Source organism: uncultured Sphingomonas sp., assembly GCF_964243315.1.
Taxonomy (GTDB): Bacteria; Pseudomonadota; Alphaproteobacteria; order Sphingomonadales; family Sphingomonadaceae; genus Sphingomonas.
The window spans coordinates 736-19799 of sequence record NZ_CAXTEM010000029.1 but is presented as its reverse complement, the minus strand read 5'-3'; the positions used below and the strand labels follow the sequence as shown (position 1 = coordinate 19799).

General features: G+C 67.3%; 15 protein-coding genes and 1 pseudogene. 9 read left to right on the top strand and 7 right to left on the bottom strand.

What is annotated here, in order from left to right; all coding sequences use genetic code 11:
* Positions 1–6: 6 nt before the first annotated feature.
* Positions 7–144: a hypothetical protein gene (locus ACFE77_RS09980; protein WP_375421489.1), complete on the bottom strand. Its 138-nt coding sequence runs from the start codon at positions 142–144 to the stop codon at positions 7–9.
* 136 nt (positions 145–280) lie between these two features.
* On the opposite strand from ACFE77_RS09980, the pseudogene ACFE77_RS09975 reads away from it, so the two are divergent.
* Positions 281–2116 (top strand): annotated as a pseudogene (locus ACFE77_RS09975) (DUF885 family protein).
* Positions 2117–2133: 17 nt separating this feature from the next.
* Here ACFE77_RS09975 and ACFE77_RS09970 read toward each other — a convergent pair.
* Both ACFE77_RS09970 and ACFE77_RS09965 read right to left on the bottom strand, forming a co-directional pair.
* Positions 2134–3462, bottom strand: coding sequence for a PAS domain-containing sensor histidine kinase (locus tag ACFE77_RS09970; RefSeq protein WP_375421488.1), 1329 nt, complete (start codon positions 3460–3462; stop codon positions 2134–2136).
* Positions 3452–4843, bottom strand: a complete 1392-nt coding sequence (locus ACFE77_RS09965; RefSeq protein WP_375421487.1) for a sigma-54-dependent transcriptional regulator — start codon at positions 4841–4843, stop codon at positions 3452–3454. The genes ACFE77_RS09970 and ACFE77_RS09965 overlap by 11 nt, the downstream gene beginning before the upstream one ends.
* A 148-nt stretch (positions 4844–4991) precedes the next feature.
* On the opposite strand from ACFE77_RS09965, the gene ACFE77_RS09960 reads away from it, so the two are divergent.
* From ACFE77_RS09960 to acs, 7 genes are all read left to right on the top strand, one after another.
* The gene (locus ACFE77_RS09960) at positions 4992–5213 is read left to right on the top strand and encodes a hypothetical protein (protein WP_375421486.1); all 222 of its coding nucleotides are present in this window, start codon (positions 4992–4994) and stop codon (positions 5211–5213) included.
* Complete coding sequence (locus tag ACFE77_RS09955; RefSeq protein ID WP_375421485.1) at positions 5210–6526, top strand: efflux RND transporter periplasmic adaptor subunit; 1317 nt, start codon at positions 5210–5212, stop codon at positions 6524–6526. The genes ACFE77_RS09960 and ACFE77_RS09955 overlap by 4 nt, the downstream gene beginning before the upstream one ends.
* 11 nt (positions 6527–6537) lie before the next feature.
* Complete coding sequence (locus ACFE77_RS09950; RefSeq protein WP_375421484.1) at positions 6538–7218, top strand: ABC transporter ATP-binding protein; 681 nt, start codon at positions 6538–6540, stop codon at positions 7216–7218.
* Between the two features lie 28 nt (positions 7219–7246).
* On the top strand, positions 7247–9763 hold the full coding sequence (locus ACFE77_RS09945; RefSeq protein WP_375421483.1) for an ABC transporter permease: 2517 nt from the start codon (positions 7247–7249) through the stop codon (positions 9761–9763).
* An 80-nt stretch (positions 9764–9843) separates the two neighbouring features.
* On the top strand, positions 9844–10395 hold the full coding sequence (locus ACFE77_RS09940) for a DUF1993 family protein (protein ID WP_375421482.1): 552 nt from the start codon (positions 9844–9846) through the stop codon (positions 10393–10395).
* Entirely contained in the window at positions 10392–11360 is a 969-nt protein-coding gene (gene corA, locus ACFE77_RS09935) for a magnesium/cobalt transporter CorA (protein ID WP_375421481.1), read from the top strand. The genes ACFE77_RS09940 and corA overlap by 4 nt, the downstream gene beginning before the upstream one ends.
* A 21-nt stretch (positions 11361–11381) precedes the next feature.
* Positions 11382–13319, top strand: coding sequence for an acetate--CoA ligase (gene acs, locus ACFE77_RS09930; RefSeq protein ID WP_375421480.1), 1938 nt, complete (start codon positions 11382–11384; stop codon positions 13317–13319).
* 453 nt (positions 13320–13772) lie between these two features.
* On the opposite strand, the gene ACFE77_RS09925 is transcribed toward acs, so the two are convergent.
* The 4 genes from ACFE77_RS09925 to ACFE77_RS09910 all read right to left on the bottom strand — a co-directional run bounded on the left by ACFE77_RS09925 (position 13773) and on the right by ACFE77_RS09910 (position 16803).
* On the bottom strand, positions 13773–14594 hold the full coding sequence (locus tag ACFE77_RS09925; RefSeq protein ID WP_375421479.1) for a flagellin: 822 nt from the start codon (positions 14592–14594) through the stop codon (positions 13773–13775).
* Between the two features lie 174 nt (positions 14595–14768).
* The gene (locus ACFE77_RS09920; protein WP_375421478.1) at positions 14769–15287 is read right to left on the bottom strand and encodes a ferritin-like domain-containing protein; all 519 of its coding nucleotides are present in this window, start codon (positions 15285–15287) and stop codon (positions 14769–14771) included.
* Positions 15288–15356: 69 nt separating this feature from the next.
* Positions 15357–16148, bottom strand: a complete 792-nt coding sequence (locus tag ACFE77_RS09915) for a class I SAM-dependent methyltransferase (protein WP_375421477.1) — start codon at positions 16146–16148, stop codon at positions 15357–15359.
* A 58-nt stretch (positions 16149–16206) separates the two neighbouring features.
* Positions 16207–16803 carry a PRC-barrel domain-containing protein gene (locus ACFE77_RS09910; protein WP_375421476.1) on the bottom strand — a complete coding sequence of 199 codons (597 nt, stop codon included), beginning with the start codon at positions 16801–16803 and terminating at the stop codon, positions 16207–16209.
* Positions 16804–16871: 68 nt separating this feature from the next.
* Here ACFE77_RS09910 and ACFE77_RS09905 point away from each other — a divergent pair.
* Positions 16872–19064: aminotransferase class I/II-fold pyridoxal phosphate-dependent enzyme (locus ACFE77_RS09905; RefSeq protein WP_375421475.1), on the top strand; the 2193-nt coding region annotated here is incomplete at its 3' end.

Below are 19064 nucleotides of genomic sequence, written 5' to 3'. Positions count from 1 at the left end.
AATGCGCTATTTGTGGCCGCCGTGACCAGCGTTCTGGTTGTTGTCCTTGCTCGCGGTGTTGTGGCTGTTGTCCTGCTTCTTGTTGCCGCCCTCATCATCCTTCCCGTTCTTCTGGAAGTCGCCCTTCTTCTTGTGGTCGGTCATCGTCTCTCTCCTGATGGGGAAGGATCAACGCGTCGGAGCAGGTGCGTTTCCGGAGCCTGGCTGTCGAGCCTCGTTAGCGCTTCACCACCGCGCATCACGACGATAGGGTCGCGTCGACACCGATCAGGGGACCAGAATGCGCAGACTGCCTTCGCTCACAGCCGCCGCCCTCGTGCTCGCCACACCCGGGGCGCTTGCTGCGCAAGTGCCGACGACCGCGGTGGCTCCGGTGCCGGCTGAGGACGCACGCCTCTACGCGTTCCTGGACAAGGAGTTCGCCGAGGACCTGCGCGAACGGCCGCAGCTCGCCACGCAGCTCGGCCTGAAGGAGGGCCGCGACCGGCTCGACGACATCAGCGACGCCGCGGCGTTGCGCAGGCTGGCGTGGCGGCGGGCGAGCACTGCCCGGATGAAGGCGGGGTTCGACCGCGCCAAGCTCTCGGCGGACGCGCAGGTCAATTACGACATCTGGGCGCTGGAGCTCGACCGTGCGGAGTTGAGCTACCGCTTCCGGATGCAGGCGCCGCCCTTCTATTCGTTCCTCTATTCCGCACATGCGCAATTGCCGAACTTCCTCATCAACACGCACACAGTCCAGGATGCGGACGACATGCGCGCCTATGCCGCGCGGCTCAGGGCGATCCCGGCGGTGCTCGACACCGCGGTGCAGCAAAGCCGCACGTCGGATGCCGCGGGCGTGCGCGCGCCCAAGTTCCAGATGGAGCGCGTCGTCACCGGCAGTCGCGCGATCGTGACCGGGGCGCCGTTCGACGACGCAAAGGACTCGCCGTTATGGGCCGACGCCAAGGCCAAGGTCGCCAAGCTCTAGGCGGGCGGCAAGGTCGATGCGGCGCAGGCGGCGGCATTGCTCGCCGACACGCGCGCCGCGCTGCTGACGATCAAGCCGGCCTATGACCGCGTGATCGCGTGGGCGCAGGCGGACCTGCCGACTGCCCCGAGCGGACGGCTCGGCGCGCTGACGCTGCCCAATGGCGCCGCGTGGTACGCCGCTGCGTTGAAGCTCAACACCACCACCGATCTCAGCGCCGAGCGGATCCACCAGATCGGGCTGGCCGAGGTCAAGCGGATCGAAGGCGAGCAGGACGCGCTCGCCCGCGCCGCCGGCATGAAGGACCGTCAGGCCTTCTATGCGGAGATCGGCCGCCGCTTCCCGGTGGTGCCTTGGAACGACGAACTGCGCGCGAAATATCTGAAGGACGCCAATGACGCGCTGACCTTCAACCGCACGCTGCTGCCCAAGTATTTCGGCAAGCTGCCGGTTCACGCGATGGAAGTGATTCGCGAGCCGTCGTTCAGCGAAGTCGCCGGCGGTGCGGCGCATGCGGCAGGGCCTAGCCGCGACGGCGCACGTCCCGGTCGGGTCTATGTGCACCTGCTCGGCACTACGGACGCGACCCCGCCATCGGCGCTACGCGACCTGATGTGTCACGAGGGCGTGCCCGGCCACGTCATGCAGGGCGACATCCAGGTCGGCCAATCCGGCGGCCCCAAATTTCGGCAAAGCACCCGCTACGTTGCGTTTGGGGAGGGCTGGGGCTTGTATGCCGAGGCATTGTGCAAGGAGATGGGCGCTTTCCCGGAGGCGTCGGACGATTTCATGCGGCTCGATGCCGAGTTATTCCGCGCCGCGCGCCTGGTGGTCGACACCGGTATCCACGCCAAGGGGTGGAGCGAGCAACAGGCGATCGACTATCTCGTCAACACCGGCCGTGCGGCGCCCGACCAGGGCCGGTCGGAAGTCCGCCGGTACATCACGCTGCCGGGGCAGGCGACCGGCTACAAGATCGGTATGATCAAGATCATCGAGCTACGCCGCAAGGCCGAGCGCGAGCTGGGGCCGAAGTTCGACATCCGCGGCTTCCACGACCTGCTGATCGGATCGGGCTCGCTGCCACTGCCGATCCTCGAACGCCAGGTCGATGGCTGGATCGCCGAGCGTCGACGGGCTTAGTTCGGAGCTACGACGCCCTAACTGGCGGCGCCTGCGGTGCGCAGCACGAAGCGCGCGCCGCCGTCGTCGCTGTGTTCGACGTCGATGCTCCAGCCATGCGCGACGACGATCTGGCGGACGAGGTTGAGGCCGATCCCGGTGCCCTCCGCACGGGTCGTATAAAAGGGCAGGAAGATGTCCCGGCGGAGAGACTCGGGCACGCCGGGACCGTTGTCGGCGATCGATAGGGAGAGGCCGCCGGCCCGCTCGGCGGTGATACGCAGCGTGACGTGCGGCTGGTCGGCGCCGGCGGCCGCCTGGGCCGCGTTGCGCAGCAGGTTGATCAGCGCCTGGGCGAGCAGATCGGGGTCGGCGTGGAGCATCAGCGACGCATCGACCTCCGCGTGGAAGCTAGTTCCGGGCCATTCGAGCCCAACCATGCGGATCAGCTCATCGGCGAAGACGTCGGCCGCAAACGCCTGGAGCCGGACGATCGGCGCGCTGGCTACCGACCGGTAGCTCTGGATGAAGCGGTGCAGGCTGGTGATCCGCCGCGACACCGTGGCCATCGCGGTCTGCGCGGTCTGGTGATCCACCGGGGAGGCCGCGAGCGCGTCCGCCGCGGTCCTTGCCAGCGAGGTGACAGGGGTCAGCGAATTGAGCAGCTCGTGGGTCAGCACCCGGACGAGATCGGTTTGCGCCGCCATCTCGATCGCGTCGAGCGTTCCCTGGAGCGGTAGCACGGTGATGGCGCGGATCGGCATCCCCAGCCGGTGCACGGTCGCGCTCTGCAACGCCGCCCGCTGCGGCCCGTCGGGAAGATCGATGAGCACCAGCTCACGTGCCGGCCCCGGCTCGCCCGCCAGCCGAGCGGCGAAGGTCGCGCCATAGACCGCGAAGTCCGCGGGCCGAACGCCCGCCTGTGCGGTGAACAGTTGCCGCGCGGCACGGTTGCGCAGCGAGACGCCGCCGTCCGCGCCGACGGTCAGCAGCGCGACCGGCATGTCGTCGATCAACGCCTCCAGATAGCGCTGGTCCTGCGCGAAACGGGCGGTGTCCGCCTGCAACCGGCGCATCGCATCGTCGAGCGCGGTGGCCAGGTCCGCGAAGCCCGCACCGCCCCGCCGGTCGAACCGTGCGGCGAGATCGCCGTGGTGCAGTGCCTCCACGAACCGTGCGAGGACGATGTTGGTTCGCTGGACATGCGACCAGAGCCCGGCGAGCGCACCCGCGAGCAGCAGTATCGCGACGATCCGCGCCGCGACTAGATCCGGGATCGCGAACGCCGCCAGGATGCCGCCAAGCGCCACGAGCAGCGCCGCCACCCACGCCGCGAGCACCAGCGTGAAGCGAGCGTCAAAGCCCATGCTTCTCCATCCGCCGGTACAGCGCGGCGCGCGACAGCCCGAGCTCGGTCGCCGCCGCCGAGATGTTGTAGCCGTGCCGGCGGAGCGCTTCCTCGACGAGGCGCCGCTCCACGCGGTCGAGGTTGAGATCGGCTGCGGGCGTGACGACCGCCTCGGGCGCGATGTGCCGACGTGTGGCGGCGAGCGGGAAGTCGGCGCAATCGAGCGGCGCGTCGTTCGCCAGGATCACCGCGCGCTCGACCGCATGACGCAGCGCACGGACATTGCCCGGCCAGTCGTGCGCGACCAGCGCCGCGCGCGCCCGAGGCGTCAACGCCGGCACGCTGCGGTGATAACGCTGCGCATAATGATCCAGATAATGATCGAGCAGGGCGGGAATGTCCTCGCGGCGTTCGCGCAGCGGCGGCAGGTCGATCTCGACGGTGTTGAGCCGGAACAACAGATCCTGCCTGAAGTAGCGGTCGTCGTTCAGCATCGCCGAGGTCAGGTTGGTCGCGGCGATGACCCGGATATCGACCGAGATCGGGCGATTGGCGCCGACCGGCGTGACCTGCCGCTGTTCGAGCGCGGTCAGTAGCTTGGGCTGGAGGTGGAGCGGCAGATTGCCGAGTTCGTCGAGGAACAGCGTGCCGCCGTCGGCCGCCTGGATGCGCCCCACACGATCGGCGCGCGCATCGGTGAAGGCGCCCTTCACATGGCCGAACAGCTCGGAGTCGATCAGCTCCGCCGTGATCGCGCCGAGATCGACCGTGACCATCGGCCGGTCGGCACGCAGCGATTGCTGGTGCAGCGCCCGCGCGACGAGTTCCTTGCCGGTGCCGTTCTCGCCGAGGACGAGCACGTTGGCGTCGGTCGGCGCGGCGCGTGCGATCAGCGAATGGACCCGCGCCATTGACGGCGCGCTGCCGATCAATGGCGATCCCTTGGCCGGGGCAGAGGAGGGGGAAGGGGTGGCAGGCGCCGCATCGACGACCGCGCGCCGCGAGCGGCGTAGCGCGGCGGCGGTGCGCACGGTCGCGAGCAGCCGATCATTGTCCCACGGCTTGGAGACGAAATCGGTCGCGCCGCGCTTCATCGCCTCGACCGCGATGTGGATGCCGGCATGCGCGGTGATCATCACCACGATCAGCTCGGGATCGTTCGCCAGCAGTCGATCGAGCAGCGCGAAACCTTCGCGCGCATCGGTCGCGGCACGGCCGAAATTGGCGTCGAGCAGGATCACGTCGGGTTCGCGTCCCGCCGCCGCCGCGATCGCCCGTTCGGGCCCGTTGACGGTGATGATCTCCCTGAACACGCCGCGCAGCAGCAGCCGTGCCGCGACGAGGATGTCCTCGTCGTCGTCGACGACGATGCATAAATCGAATTCCGGCGCGCGTGACATCCGGCCCATCCCGTACAGTTGCTGTGCGGATCCGGACAATCAATTTCCATGCCAGCATCGCGGCGGCTGTTGCCTGTCCTGCAAAGGTCGTCTGGCACGCTTCGTGCGATGATCCGTGCAACCTAGTTCCAACGCCGGACCGCAGCCGATGACCGACCCCAAGAAGACCGCGACGATGAGGCTGCTGGCGCTGGTCGGCATGGTGTTGCTGGTGTGGAGCGTCACGCCTGCACCGCGCTGGGCCGCCAGCATCGAGATCGCGTCCTTCCGCCTGTCGCTGTCGGGCGACGGCGCCAGTGTTCGTCTGCGGACAGGGGCGTTCGATTCCGGACAGTCGGGCTTCGCGCTGCTGCTCGGGATCGATCGGTGAGCGTGCTCCATCTAAAGGGCGACCCCGCCGCGGGCGACGGACCCGTCGCCGGCAGCAACATGGATCGCACCGTGGAGACGCGGCGGCTGTCGCCGCGTCTCAAGCTCGCCATCGCCGCGGTCGCGATCATCGTCGCCGCCGGGTTGTTCTGGTGGTTCGCCCCGCGCGGGACCAGCCAGGCGGTCGGCGCGGACCGGGTCACGATCTCCACCGTCAAGACCGGGCAGTTCGAGGACTTCATCCCCCTGCGCGCGCGCGTTACCCCGTTGCTCACCGTCTATATCGATTCGATCGAGGGTGGCCGGGTCGAACAGGTCATCGCGGAGGATGGCGCGACGCTGGCACGCGGGCAGTTGATCGCGGTGCTCTCCAATGCCGAGTTGCAGCTATCGACGCTCGCCCGCCAGACCGAGGTCGAGCAGCAGATCAACAACATGCGCAGCCAGGAACTGGCGCTCGCGCAGACCCGGCTGGCCAACGAGCGCGCGGTGCTGGAGGCGGGGCTCGCCGCGACCAAGGTGCGGCGCCAGTATGAGCGCGAACGGCCGCTCGCCGACAAAGGCTTCGTCAGCGGCAAGCAGTTCAACGACACCAGCGACGAACTCGCCTACCAGCAGCGCCGCGTCTCGGTGCTCCAGCGCAGTCAGGCCACCGATGAGCGTTTGCAGGCAGGGCAACTCAGCCAGCAGCGTGCATCGATGACGTCGATGCGATCGGGCCTGGCGCTCGCCCGTGCCAATCTGGAGGCGCTCAACCTGCGCGCGCCGGTCGCGGGCCAGCTGTCGGGGTTCAACATCCAGGTCGGCCAGTCGCTTCAGCGCGGCGAGCGGATCGCGCAGATCGACAGTCCCGGCCGCAATAAGCTGCAAGCCGGCGTCGACGAGTTCTATCTCGGCCGCGTCCAGACCGGGCAGAAGGCGAGCGTCGACGTCGGCGGCCGGACCTATCCCGCGAAGGTCACCAAGATCTATCCGCAGGTCCAGAACGGCCAGTTCCAGCTCGACCTGCAATTCACCGCCGCCGAACCCACCAGCATACAGCGCGGCCAGACCCTGCAAGCCCGCCTGACGCTCGGCGATCCGGCGCCGGCCCGGCTGATCCCCAACGGCGCCTTCTACTCCGAAACCGGCGGCAACTGGGTATTCGTCGTCGCCGCGGACGGCCGCAGCGCGGTCAAGCGCCCGGTGCGGCTCGGCCGGCGCAACCCGCAATTGATCGAGGTGCTCGACGGGCTCGACCCCGGCGAGCGCGTGATCACCTCCCCCTATACCGGGTTCGCCGACAAGGATCGGCTCGACCTTACCGCCAAGTGAAAGGACGCCTCATGCTCGAAATGCGCGCACTCACGCGAACCTACCGCACCGACACGATCGAGACGACCGCGCTCGATTCGATCGACCTGACGATCGACGACGGCGAATTCGTCGCGGTGATGGGTCCCTCGGGGTGCGGCAAATCGACGTTGCTGAACCTGGTGGGGATGCTCGATCGGCCGACCGGCGGCTCCTACACCTTCAACGGGCGCGAGGTCGCCAATCTGTCGGAGAGCCAGCTCGCCGAGTTCCGCAAGCAGAGCATCGGCTTCATCTTCCAGAGCTTCAACCTGATCGACGAACTGACCGTGCGCGAGAATGTCGAGCTCGCCTTGCTCTATCATCCGGTATCGGCGGCGGAGCGGAAGCGGCGTACCGATGCGGCGATGGACCGGGTCGGGATCGCGCACCGCGCGCGGCATCGTCCGGGCCAGCTGTCGGGGGGACAACAGCAGCGTGTCGCGGTCGCCCGCGCGCTCGTCGCCGAACCCAAGCTGATCCTCGCCGACGAGCCGACCGGCAACCTCGACACGCATCACGGCGAAGAGGTGATGCGGATGCTCCAGACGCTCAACGAGCAGGGCTCGACGATCGTGATGGTCACGCATTCGCCCGCGCATGCCGACTATGCCAGCCGGATCGTCAACATGCTCGACGGCCGCATCCTCCAGGAACGCCGCCGCGCCGCCTGACATCCCTTTCGATCCGGAGAGACCCGCCATGTGGCGCAATTACCTGACCGTCGGCATCCGCGCGCTGACCAAGAACCGCGTCTATGCGCTGATCAACATCCTGGGGCTGGCGATCGGCCTGGCGGCCTGCGTGCTGATCCTGCTCTACGTGCGCTACGAGCGGAGCTACGACGACTGGATGCCGGGCGCGGACCGGGTGTTCCAGCTCCAGACCAACTACAAGGCGACCGAGACCGGCGGCGAGGAAATGCACCTCCAGGTCAGCGCGATCGTCGCGGGCCGCGCGCTGCAGAAAGATTATCCGCAGCAGGTGGAGCAGCTGGTGTGGATCCGCAGCTTCTCGCCCGTCGTGATCCAGGATGGGCGCGCCGGCGAGATCGAGGACCTGCGGATGGCCGATGGCAATCTGTTCGCGATCTTCGACATCCCCTTCATCCGCGGCAGCGCCAGGACCGCATTGCCCGACGCGCATTCGATCGCGCTGAGCGAGAGCGAAGCCAAGCGCCGCTTCGGCGATGCCGACCCGATCGGCAAGACGCTGACGATCGTCGATAATGCCGGCAACGTGGATTACCGCGTCACCGGCGTGTTTCCCGACTGGCCGAAGAATTCCAGCTTCTCCGCCAACGCGATCGCGCGGTTCGATCTCGGCGTGCAGTTCGCGGACCGGCTGCCCGTCCTGACGATCTGGAACAGCCAGCAGGGGTGGAACTACCTCAAGCTGCGCTCGCCCGACGATGCCGCGCTGATCCACGCGCAAATGCCCGCCTGGGAAAAGCGCAACATTCCCGACGAGGTCAGCGGCGGGCTCAAGACCAATCCCGGCGACACGCAGGACTATCGCCTGACCAACATCCGTGACGTTCATCTGGGCGAGGCGCAGGATGCGTCGATCACCCCGGGCAACGACGCTTTCACCGTCACCACCTTCGCGGTCATCGCGGTGCTGGTGCTCGGCATGGCGTGCGTCAACTTCACCAATCTGGCGACCGCGCGTGCGTCGCAGCGCGCCCGCGAAGTCGCGCTGCGCAAGGTGCTGGGCGCGTCGAAGCGACAGCTGATCACCCAGTTCCTAACCGAATCGGTGTTGGTCGCGGTGGTGGCGATGATCGTCGCGCTCGCCGCGGTCGAGCTGCTCCTGCCCGCCTTCAACGCGTTCCTCGATGCCGACATCAAGCTCCATTATGTCGGGGCGGGCGGGATCCTGCTGCCGCTGGTCGCGCTGGTGCTGCTGGTCGGGCTGGTCGGCGGGTTGTATCCCGCCTTCTACCTGGCGCGGTTCGAACCGGCGAAGATCCTGAAGGCCAACAAGTCGGCGTCGGACGCGCAAGGGTCGGGGCGGCTGCGCAACATCCTGGTGGTCGGCCAGTTCGCGGTGTCGATCGCGCTGATCATCTGCACCGCGATCATCTATTCGCAGACCCTCTATGCGCGCACCGCGGATGCGGGCTTCCGCCGCGACGGGCTGCTCCAGGTCGGCAATCTCGGCTATCGCGGCGTCGAGGACCGTGACGGGCAGGTGACCGAGCAGATCCGCCGGATCCGCGGCGTCACCGCCGCCGCGCGCAGCCAGATCGGGGTCGCGCCCGGTGGCAATTCGATCACCAGCGTCTACCTGCCGGGCACGATGCAACGCGTCGATCTCGGCGACTATTCGGTCGAGCAGGATTTCTTCAAGGCGATGGGGATGAAGATCGTCGCCGGCCGCGCCTTGTCGGAAACCCGCGGTCGCGACGACACCACCACGCCGAAACAGAGCGATCCCGGCTATGCGGCGGCGGTGCGCGCCCTCGCCCAGCGCGGCGCGAACGTCGTCGTGACCGAGGAAGCGGCCCGGCGCCTCGGCTTCCGCTCCCCGCAGGACGCGATCGGCAAGCCGCTGGTAGGCGACATGCTGCCGTCCGAATATGGCCAGCTGCCGCTCACGATCGTCGGTGTCGTCGCCGATGCGCGGTTCCGCTCGCTGCGCGATCCGCTCCAGCCGATCATCTACACCATGCGCCGCAACGGCTTCGGCGACATCATCATTCGATTCGACGGCAATCCGGCGACAATCCGCGAGCAGGTCGAGGCGGTGTGGGAGCGGACCATTCCGCAAGTGCCGTTCGAGGGACGCTTCGCCGACGACATCGTCCGCGAACAATATGACCGGGAGTCTGCGCGGGCGACCTTGTTCGGCGCCTTCGCGTTGCTGGCGGTGATCATCGGCTGCCTCGGCCTGTTCGGGCTCGCCGCCTTCACCGCCGAACGTCGCACCAAGGAGATCGGCATTCGCAAGGTGCTCGGCGCCCGCACCCGCGACATCGTGCAGTTGCTGGTGTGGCAGTTCAGCCGGCCGGTGCTGATCGCCAACCTGATCGCCTGGCCGATCGCGTGGTGGGTGATGCGCGACTGGCTCAACGGTTTCGACGATCGCATCGCGCTGACTCCGGTGCCGTTCGTCCTCGCCGGCGGGCTCGCGCTCGGAATTGCGGTGGCGACGATCGCGACCCACGCGGTGCGGGTCGCGCGGACGAGCCCGGTGAGGGCGCTGCGCTATGAGTGAGGCGCAGGTGGCGCCGCGATCCGACACACTTTAGGGTAGCGCGCGAGCGACAGGATCGCCGCGCCGCAAGAGGACCACCCGTGAAGTTGTCGGACATGCTCGTGCCCACCTATGTGCAGATGCTTAAGGCGCTCGCTGGCTGGCTGGCCAAGGCGGAGGAGCGGTCAGAGACGCTGGCGCCGGCGCGGCTCGCGGCGGATATGTTCCCGCTGTCGACCCAGATCCGGTTCGCCTGCGTGCAGGCCTATGAGGGTATCTACCGGCTCCGGGGAGAAGAGCTGCCCGATGCTGTCCAGGTCCTGCTCGACGAAGGACGCGCCGCCGCCGATCGTCCCGGCTCGCTTGCGGATGCGATCACCCGGATCGACGAGACGGTGGCGGCGGTCACCGGGCTGGCGACGACGATACCCGACATCGATCCGCAGGCGCCGATCGTGCACGCATTGCCGATGGGCATGATCTTCGATCTGACCGCGGAGCAATATGTCCGCGACTGGGCGCTGCCGCAATTCTACTTCCACGTCATGACCGCCTACGCCATCCTGCGCAGCGAGGGCGTCGATCTCGGCAAGGCGGATTACGTCGCGCACATGTTCGCCTATCTGCGGCCGGGCACGATGCCCGCACGATGACCGTCGTCGCCGCCTATCATTACCGCCGCGGCAAGCGCGTGCGCGAGGTCAGCATCGACGAGAAGATCGACTGCCCGTCGGACAAGTCAGAATTCGTCTGGATCGGTATCTGCGATCCCAGCGACGATGAGATGCGCACGCTGCAGGAGAAATATGATCTCCATCCGCTCGCGGTGGAGGACGCGGTGAAGGCCGATCAGTTGCCGAAGCTCGACGTCTATGGCGACCAGTTGTTCGTGGTCGCGCGCACCGCGCATCTGGAGGACAGCAACATCGCCTATGGCGAGACCGCGCTCTTCGTCGGGCACAGCCACATCATCAGCGTCCGCCACGGCTCCGCCCGCTCGCACAAGGCGCTGCGCGAGCATCTGGAGGCGGCGCCGACGCTGCTGATGCACGGCGTGGATTACGTGCTCCATGCGATCCTCGACTTCATCGTCGACGGCTATCTACCGGTGATCGAGACGATCGAGGACGAGGTGCTGGCGATGGAGCAGGCGACGCTCGACAAGTTTCTCGGTCGCGACGAGGTGACGCGGATCTTCCGCCTGCGCCGCGAACTGATCCGCTTCGGTCGCGTGCTGGTGCCGATGGGTGAGGTCGCGGGAAAGCTAGTGCGGCTCGATCTGCCGTGCATCGATCCGGAGACGCGGCCGTATTTCAGCGACGTGCTCGATCATGTCCGGCGGGTGCAGACGATGACCGACGGGTTGCGCGACGTGCTCGCCTCGGTCTTCGAATTCAGCAACCTGCTCGAACAGCAGCGCACCGGTGCAATCACCCGCCAGCTCGCCGCCTGGGCGGCGATCCTCGCGGTGCCAACCGCGATCGCGGGCATCTACGGCATGAATTTCGAACATATGCCCGAGCTGAAGACCGAATATGGCTATTTCGTCGTGCTCGGCGTGATCGCGATCGTCTGCACCGCGCTGTACGTTCGCTTCAAGAAAGCGGGCTGGTTGTAGGCCGATAGTTGGGAGTGGCGTGTGAAGGACGAGATCTACCCGGTGCCCGCGGCTTGGGCGCAGAACGCCAAGGTCGATGCCGAGCGATATGCCGCGGATTACGCGCGGTCGCTGGTCGATCCCGAGGGGTATTGGCTCGAACAGGCGAAGCGGCTCGACTGGATCAGCGCGCCGACGCGGGCGGACGAGAGCGACTTCAGCGAAGCGGGGTTCGGGGTCCGCTGGTTCGGCGACGGGGTGCTCAACGTCTCGGCAAATTGCCTCGATCGCCATCTCGCGACACGGGGCGATCAGGTCGCGATCATCTGGGAACCCGACGATCCCGCCGCGACGCCACGCCACATCACCTATGCCGAGCTTCATGCCGAGGTCTGCCGCTTCGCCAATGTCCTGAAGGATCGCGGCGTCCGCAAGGGCGACCGGGTGACGCTATACCTGCCGATGATCCCCGAGGCGGCGGTGGCGATGCTCGCCTGCACCCGGATCGGCGCGATCCACTCCATCGTGTTCGGCGGCTTCTCCCCCGACGCGCTTGCGGGACGGATCACCGATTGCGACAGCCGGATCGTCATCACGGCCGACGAGGGCTGCCGCGCGGGCAAGAAGGTGGTGCTGAAGGCGAACGTCGATGCCGCCGCGGCGCTCGCCCCCAGCCTCGACACCGTGATCGTCGTGAAGGTCAGCGGCGGCGCAGTGACGATGCAGCCGGGCCGTGATCATTGGTACGGCGAACTGATGGCCGCCGCGGCGCCCGATTGTGCGCCCGAGCCGATGGGCGCCGAGGACCCGCTGTTCATCCTCTACACCTCGGGATCGACCGGCAAGCCGAAGGGCGTGCTCCACACCACCGGCGGGTATCTGCTGTGGGTCAGCATGACGCACGATCTGGTGTTCGATTATCGCGATGGAAACGTGTTCTGGTGCGCGGCCGATGTCGGCTGGGTCACCGGGCACGGATATATTGTCTATGGTCCGCTCGCGAACGGGGCGACGACGCTGATGTACGAAGGCGTGCCCAACTGGCCGACGCCGTCGCGGATCTGGGAGGTGGTCGATCGCCACCAGGTGAACCAGCTCTACACCGCGCCGACCGCGCTGCGCGCGTTGATGCGCGAGGGCGACGAGCATGTCGCGCGCACCAGTCGTGCTTCGCTGAAGCTGCTCGGATCGGTCGGCGAGCCGATCAACCCGGAGGCGTGGCGCTGGTATCACGGCGTAGTCGGGGAGGGGCGCTGCCCGATCGTCGATACCTGGTGGCAGACCGAGACCGGCGGGCACATGATCACGCCGCTGCCGGGCGCCACCGCGCTGAGACCCGGCAGTGCGACGGTCCCGTTCTTCGGGGTGGAACCCAAGCTGGTCGATGCCGAGGGCAAGGTGCTGGAGGGCGCGGCGGAGGGCAATCTGGTGATCACGCGCAGCTGGCCAGGGCAGATGCGCACCGTCTGGGGCGATCACGAACGCTTCTTCCAGACCTATTTCAGCACCTATCCCGGCGCGTACTTCACCGGCGACGGCTGCCGCCGCGACGAGGACGGCTATTACTGGATCACCGGACGGGTCGACGACGTGATCAACGTAAGCGGTCACCGGATGGGCACCGCCGAAGTGGAGTCGGCGCTGGTCCTGCATCGCAAGGTCGCCGAGGCCGCGGTGGTCGGCTTCCCGCACGAGGTAAAGGGGCAGGGCATCTACGCCTATGTCACGCTGAACGCCGGCGACGCGCCGAGCGATGCGCTGCGCGACGAGCTGGTGCGGTGGGTGCGGACCGAGATCGGGCCGATTGCGACGCCGGATGCGATCCAGTTCACGCCGGGGCTGCCGAAGACCCGGTCGGGCAAGATCATGCGGCGGATACTGCGCAAGATCGCCGAAGGTGACGTGGGTAGCCTGGGGGATACGAGCACGCTGGCGGATCCGGCAGTGGTCGACGATCTGGTGGCGAACCGGGTGGGGTGAGTGGGCATCGGCGATGCGTGGATGACACGCGTCCCGCTTACTTTCGCTTCCGTCACGGCTACGCCGTCCCACCTGCTTGGCGGGGGAGGAGTTGAGCGGCCTCCTTGAAGCGGGATGACTTGCGTTAACCCCTCGTCATACCCGCGCAGGCGGGGATCCATACTGGCTGGCTTCAGTATGTCAGCCGCAACGCTTGCCAGTCTGGATCCCCGCCTGCGCGGGGATGACGGACAAGACGGCTGGTGCAACTTGCAGTCGTCCAGCTCTGCTTCCTTCCCGCCAGAGGAAAATGGCAGCCGTCAGGCTGATTGAAGGGAGGGGCAAACGCCAACTCCGCGAACCGCAACACCAGCCCCACACACGCAAAACCCCGGCGGCGTGATCGCCACCGGGGTTCGCTGTGGTCCGCCACCGTCACCCTTGGGGGGCGGTGTCGGCGGCGGAAACGCCGTATTACTTCAGGAGCTGGAGCACGCTCTGCTGGCTCTGGTTCGCCTGAGCGAGCATCGCGGTCGATGCCTGGCTCAGGATCGATGCCTTGGCGAGCGCGGTCGATTCAGCCGAGAAGTCGGCGTCTTCGATGCGGCTCTTGGCGTCCGACAGGTTGGTCGCGTTCGAGGTCAGGTTGGTGACCGCCGACTGCAGCCGGTTCTGCGAAGCGCCGAGCTTTGCGCGTGCCGTGGTGACGTTGGTCAGCGCGGTGTCGAAAGCCTCTTCGTCGAATTCGTAGGTGGTGCCGCTGACGTCAACCTCGGACCCATCGGCGCTAGCGACGCCCGAAACATCCACACCACCGAAGCTGATAACGACCGCGTCGGCCTTGACCGCGCCGGCCTGTACCGTGACGTCCGTCTCATCTTCAGGAAACAGGGTGACGCCGTTGCACGTGGTGTTGGTCAGCGTGCTGTTGATCTGCTTGCCGAGCGCGTCCATTTCTTCCTTGATGTTGGCGCGGTCGTCTTCCGAATAGGTGCCGTTGCCGGCCTGTACCGCCAGTTCGCGCATGCGCTGCACCATGTTGGTGACTTCGTCGAGTGCGCCGTCCGCGGTCTGGATCATCGAGATGCCGTCGTTGGCATTGCGGATGCCCTGGTTCATGCCACGGACCTGCGCGGTCATCGACGAGGCGATCGCGAGCCCTGCGGCGTCGTCCTTGGCCGAATTGATCCGCTTGCCCGTCGAGAGCCGCTCCATCGCGGTCGACAACATGGTATTGGCCTTCATCGACGCGTTCGCCGAGCGAAGCGCCGAGATGTTGGAAGCGATAACAGTCATGGTCCAAATCTCCGTCTGATCGGTGCTCCCCGCCGCCCCCAGAGCGGAAGGACCAAGCAACCAAATGCTAGAACGGCAGGATATGGACGGGGTTAAGCGGAAAATCGGCAGCGGCGTTTCGCCCTCGCATCCGTCGAATAAAATAACGGACGCGAGGGGATCGAAACGGACCGGTCAGTGGCTCGCGGTCTCGCCCGCGGCACGCCGCTCGACATACTTCATCGTCAGCGAGGCATTGTTCTCGTCGATCCAGGCGGCCATCGCCTGCTCTTCGCGCAACGACGTCTGCAGCAGCGGGGTTGCGCTGACGAAGCTGCCGGCGTCCGCCAGCGTGATCAGCGACTTATACGCCGCCGCCTCGAAATTTTCGAAGGCGAAGTTGGCGAAGCTGTTCTTGAGGATCTCGTCTGGCGCGAACACGTGGGCGAGTGCGGCCATGTTCCCCGACAGCGAGAGGCCGAGATCCTTCAGCGCCGAGGGGCTCTCGTTGAAGCCGCTGAGGATTTCTTCGAGCCGCTGGATCTGCTGTTCGGTCTCGCCGCGATGCTGGCGAAGCATGTCCGCGACCTCGGGATAGTTGGCGAGATGATCGAGTTGTCGGTCGATCAGCCCCAGCGCCTGATGCTCGACGCCATGCGCGTTCTTGAGGCCGGTGACGAAAACCGAGTGGAGGACATCTTGTTGGCTAGGCATGCGAATTCTCCGATGTTGCACGAAACGAACGCGCAACATCGGATTGGGTTCGCTGCCCGATCGATCGGATCAGCGCGGCTTGACGAACTTCAGCGTCATTCGATCGCTTTCGCCGATCGCTGCATATTTTGCGCGATCGACGTCCTTCAACGCGTAGCTGGGCGGCAACGTCCATACGCCGTCGGGCCAGTCCGCGGTATCCTTTGGATTGGCGTTGATCTCAGACCGTCCTGCGAGCTTGAACCCGGCGCCGGTGGCGAACGCGATCACCGAGCTGGTCTTCATGTAACCGCTCTTTTCCTCCGCGCCGCTGTCGCGCGCCTCGGGCAGGCGGTGTTCGACGATGCCGAGTGTCCCGCCCGGCTTGACCATGCGGAACAGGGCAGCGAACGTTTCGCGGGCGCGATCCTGACCGCCGAAGCGCCAGTTATGAACGTTGCGGAAGGTGAGGACGACGTCGGCGCTGTTGTCCGGCACGCCCGGCGAACCCGCCGTGGCGGGGAAGGCAGCCAGCCGAACCTTGCCATAAGTGGTGGCGTCCTTGGCCTGCAGCGCGCGAATGCCGTTCAGACCCTTTTCGCCAGGGCCGGCGGCATAGAGGGTGCCCGCGCGCGCGGTGAGCGGCGCGAGGATCTCGGTGTACCAGCCGCCCGAAGGCCAGATCTCGACGACCGTGTCGGTCGGCTTGACCCCGAAAAAGGCGAGCGTCTGCGCGGGATGGCGATAACGGTCGCGCGCGACGTTCGCAGGCGTGCGGGTCGGCGCGGCGACCGCGGCGGCGATCGCGGCCGGGACCTGCGGGCTGCTCGCGGCGATCAGCGCGGGGGATGCGATCAGGAGAAGCGTAGAGAAGCGGTTCATCGGGCAGCCCTTTCGAGGAGATGCGATGGTTACCGCCCGCGCCGCCGGACGCAAGCGGTCAATCCGCCATTGCCGGCACCCGCGTCGGCCAGTGGTCGATCTCGATCTCCGGCAGCGCCTGCAGCGTGCGCTCGTCCAAGGCGGTGTGGATGCCGTCGGGACTGAGCGTCATCGCCTCGGGGGCGAGAGCGTGGAGCCGCTCGCCGACCCCGCCGACCCCGCCGACGCTGATCACCGCATAAGCGAGCGATACCCCATCGCAGGTTACCATGGCATCGACTACGGTCGCGACCTTGTCGCCCTTGGCGTCGAGCACGTCGCTGCCGGTCAGGCCGCTGACGGGGACGATCTGCGATCCCGGTTCCGCCCGGCTGCGCAACGTCGCCTTGCGGCTGCCGTCGGCATAACGCGCTTGGCGCCCTAGCCAGCGCCAGATACCGACGAGGTTGACCAGCGTCAGGAAGGCATTGCTGAGCAGCAGGTTCTGCTGCCCCGACGCGATGCCGATCACGCACCAGCCGATTGAGCCGATGGTGAACACGACGAAGCCCCAGCCGGTCACGCGCGGGCTGAAATTGGCGGCGGTCATCATCGCCGCGATCATCGTCGCGGCGGGGGCGGCGATTTCCGCCACGGAAGTAAGAGGCGATACCATGCGCCCTCCAACGCCGCTGGCCAGCGACGGTGCCGCGCCTTTCGGGCACCTTAACTTGGATCAAAGCGATGCGTGGAACGGCGGCGGATCAGGCCCGTTTCGAAAGGCCCGACACTAAAGGTCGCTTACGCTCGATGTCATCGAAATCCGCTGCTGCCGTGGAGGCGCTGACGATCGCGCCGACGATCACCACCATGTCCCCCGGCGAGGTGGCCGCGGCGCTCGCCGAGCGCTCGATCGACACCGACCTGATCTACGCGGCGGGGGATGAATCCGCCGCGATCGCGATCGCGCAGGCGCTTTCGGCCTTTATGCCCGATGTCGTGGTGATCTGCTGCCCGGCGAGCGATGCGCTGCCCGGTGACGAAGCGCCGGCATCGCCGTCGAATGTCGGACAACGGGTATCGGCCTTGCGGCGATTGCGGCGCGCGATCGTCGCAGGGGACCGCCATATCGCCCTGATCACCACCGGCGAGGCGCTTGCCCGCGCCTATCCGCAGCCGGGGTCGTTCGACGCGGCGCCGCCGAGCATCGATCTCGATGCGCCGGTCGATCTCGCGGCGTTGTTCGCGACGCTCGAAGGGATCGGCTATTATGCCGACGAGCGGGTCGACGAGCCGGGCGAGGCGGCACTGCGCGGCAATGTGCTCGACGTGTTTCCGGCGGACTCGCAGCAGCCATTGCGGGTCGAGGCGGCGGACGGCAAGATTGCCGCGATCCGCTTCTACGACCCCGCGGATCAGCGTACCACGAGCGACTGCCAGAGGTTCGAACTTGGCCAGGTCGCGGAGCCTTCGTTGGGCGACGAGCCGACCACGCTGCTCGACCATCTTCCCGACGCGGTGGTCATCGTGTCCGCGGCGGCGGAAGATCGGCGTCGGCGCCTGCTGGCGCTCGGCAGCGACATCGCCAAGCGTGGTGACGCGTCGCTGGCGCGCGATCTGATCGGCGACAAACAATGGCAGCGGGCACTGGCCAAGCGCGATGCGGCCAGCCTGGATCGCGCCGGAGACCCGCCGCCGCGCTTCGTTGAAAAACGGGCGCCGCTGAAGGTGTTGGCGACGATGGTCGCCGCGGCGCGCAAGAGCGGGGACCGGGTCGCGGTGCTCGGCAGCGCGCGCGACCTGCGATTCCTGAAGCCGCGGCTGGCGCAACGGCTGAAGCTGGAGATCAAGGACGCGGCGAGCTGGCCGGACCTGCAAAAGGCGAGCAGCGGCGCGTTGCTGGCGATGCCAGTCCCGGTCGAGAGCGGTTTCCGTCGCGACGGCATCGTCGCGATCGCGGCGGCCGACCTGCTCGGCAGCCGCGCCGAACGCCCCGACGCGGTGACCGCGACCGGCGATACGGGGCTGCTCGATGTCGGGGAGGTGCGGGTCGGCGACGTCATCGTTCACGAGGATCACGGCATCGGCGTGGTCGCGGGCCTCGAACCCATTCCCGCGATCGACGGCGTCGAGGGCGGCGACGCGATCGCGCTCGACTATGCGGATGGCGGCAAGCGGCTCGTGCCCGTCGCCGAAGCGGATCGGATCTGGCGTTACGGCGCGGATGCCGACGCGGTGACGCTCGACAAGCTCGACGGCACCAGCTGGATCAAGCGTCGCGGCGCGATCGACGCCGCGATCGCGGAAAGCGCCCGCGGGCTGACCGAGCTGGCGGCCGAGCGCGCCAAGCGTGAGGCGCCGGTGCTGCAGCCCGAGCCCGCGGCGTACGAGCGCTTTGCCGCGGGGTTCCCCTATACCGAGACCGCGGATCAGGCGCGCGCCATCGAGGCGGTCCGGTCCGACCTGGCCTCAGGCCGGCCGATGGACCGGCTGGTGATCGGCGACGTCGGGTACGGCAAGACCGAGGTCGCGTTGCGCGCGGCGGCAATCGTCGCGCTGGCGGGTCGCCAGGTAGCGATCGCAGCGCCGACCACGGTCCTGGCGCGCCAGCATCTGGAAACGTTCGCCGCGCGGTTCGCGGACAGCGGTATCGTCGTCGCGGGGCTTTCCCGGCTGTCGAGCGCGGCGGACAGGAAGAAGGTGAAGGCCGGGCTCGCAGACGGATCGGTGCGGGTCGTGATCGGCACCGGAGCGGTGGCGGCGAAGGGCATCGCCTATCACGATCTCGGGCTGGTCGTGGTCGATGAGGCCTACGCCGATTTCGCGGCCGCCCCGAGCTGGACTTCGCGCCTTGCTGAATTTCCTAATCTGGTCGTGCTCCAAACCTTCTCCAAGGCCTGGGGGCTGGCCGGCCTGCGCCTGGGCATGGCCTTCGCC

Bases quoted from the DNA above. Each gene is read 5' to 3' on its own strand.
- ACFE77_RS09970 (WP_375421488.1), bottom strand. From the start codon at position 3,462: ATGGGCTTTGACGCTCGCTTCACGCTGGTGCTCGCGGCGTGGGTGGCG.
- ACFE77_RS09920 (WP_375421478.1), bottom strand. From the start codon at position 15,287: ATGCCTAGCCAACAAGATGTCCTCCACTCGGTTTTCGTCACCGGCCTC.
- ACFE77_RS09945 (WP_375421483.1), top strand. From the start codon at position 7,247: ATGTGGCGCAATTACCTGACCGTCGGCATCCGCGCGCTGACCAAGAAC.
- ACFE77_RS09915 (WP_375421477.1), bottom strand. From the start codon at position 16,148: ATGAACCGCTTCTCTACGCTTCTCCTGATCGCATCCCCCGCGCTGATC.
- corA (WP_375421481.1), top strand. From the start codon at position 10,392: ATGACCGTCGTCGCCGCCTATCATTACCGCCGCGGCAAGCGCGTGCGC.
- ACFE77_RS09925 (WP_375421479.1), bottom strand. From the start codon at position 14,594: ATGACTGTTATCGCTTCCAACATCTCGGCGCTTCGCTCGGCGAACGCG.
- ACFE77_RS09965 (WP_375421487.1), bottom strand. From the start codon at position 4,843: ATGTCACGCGCGCCGGAATTCGATTTATGCATCGTCGTCGACGACGAC.
- ACFE77_RS09980 (WP_375421489.1), bottom strand. From the start codon at position 144: ATGACCGACCACAAGAAGAAGGGCGACTTCCAGAAGAACGGGAAGGAT.
- ACFE77_RS09910 (WP_375421476.1), bottom strand. From the start codon at position 16,803: ATGGTATCGCCTCTTACTTCCGTGGCGGAAATCGCCGCCCCCGCCGCG.
- ACFE77_RS09960 (WP_375421486.1), top strand. From the start codon at position 4,992: ATGACCGACCCCAAGAAGACCGCGACGATGAGGCTGCTGGCGCTGGTC.
- ACFE77_RS09950 (WP_375421484.1), top strand. From the start codon at position 6,538: ATGCTCGAAATGCGCGCACTCACGCGAACCTACCGCACCGACACGATC.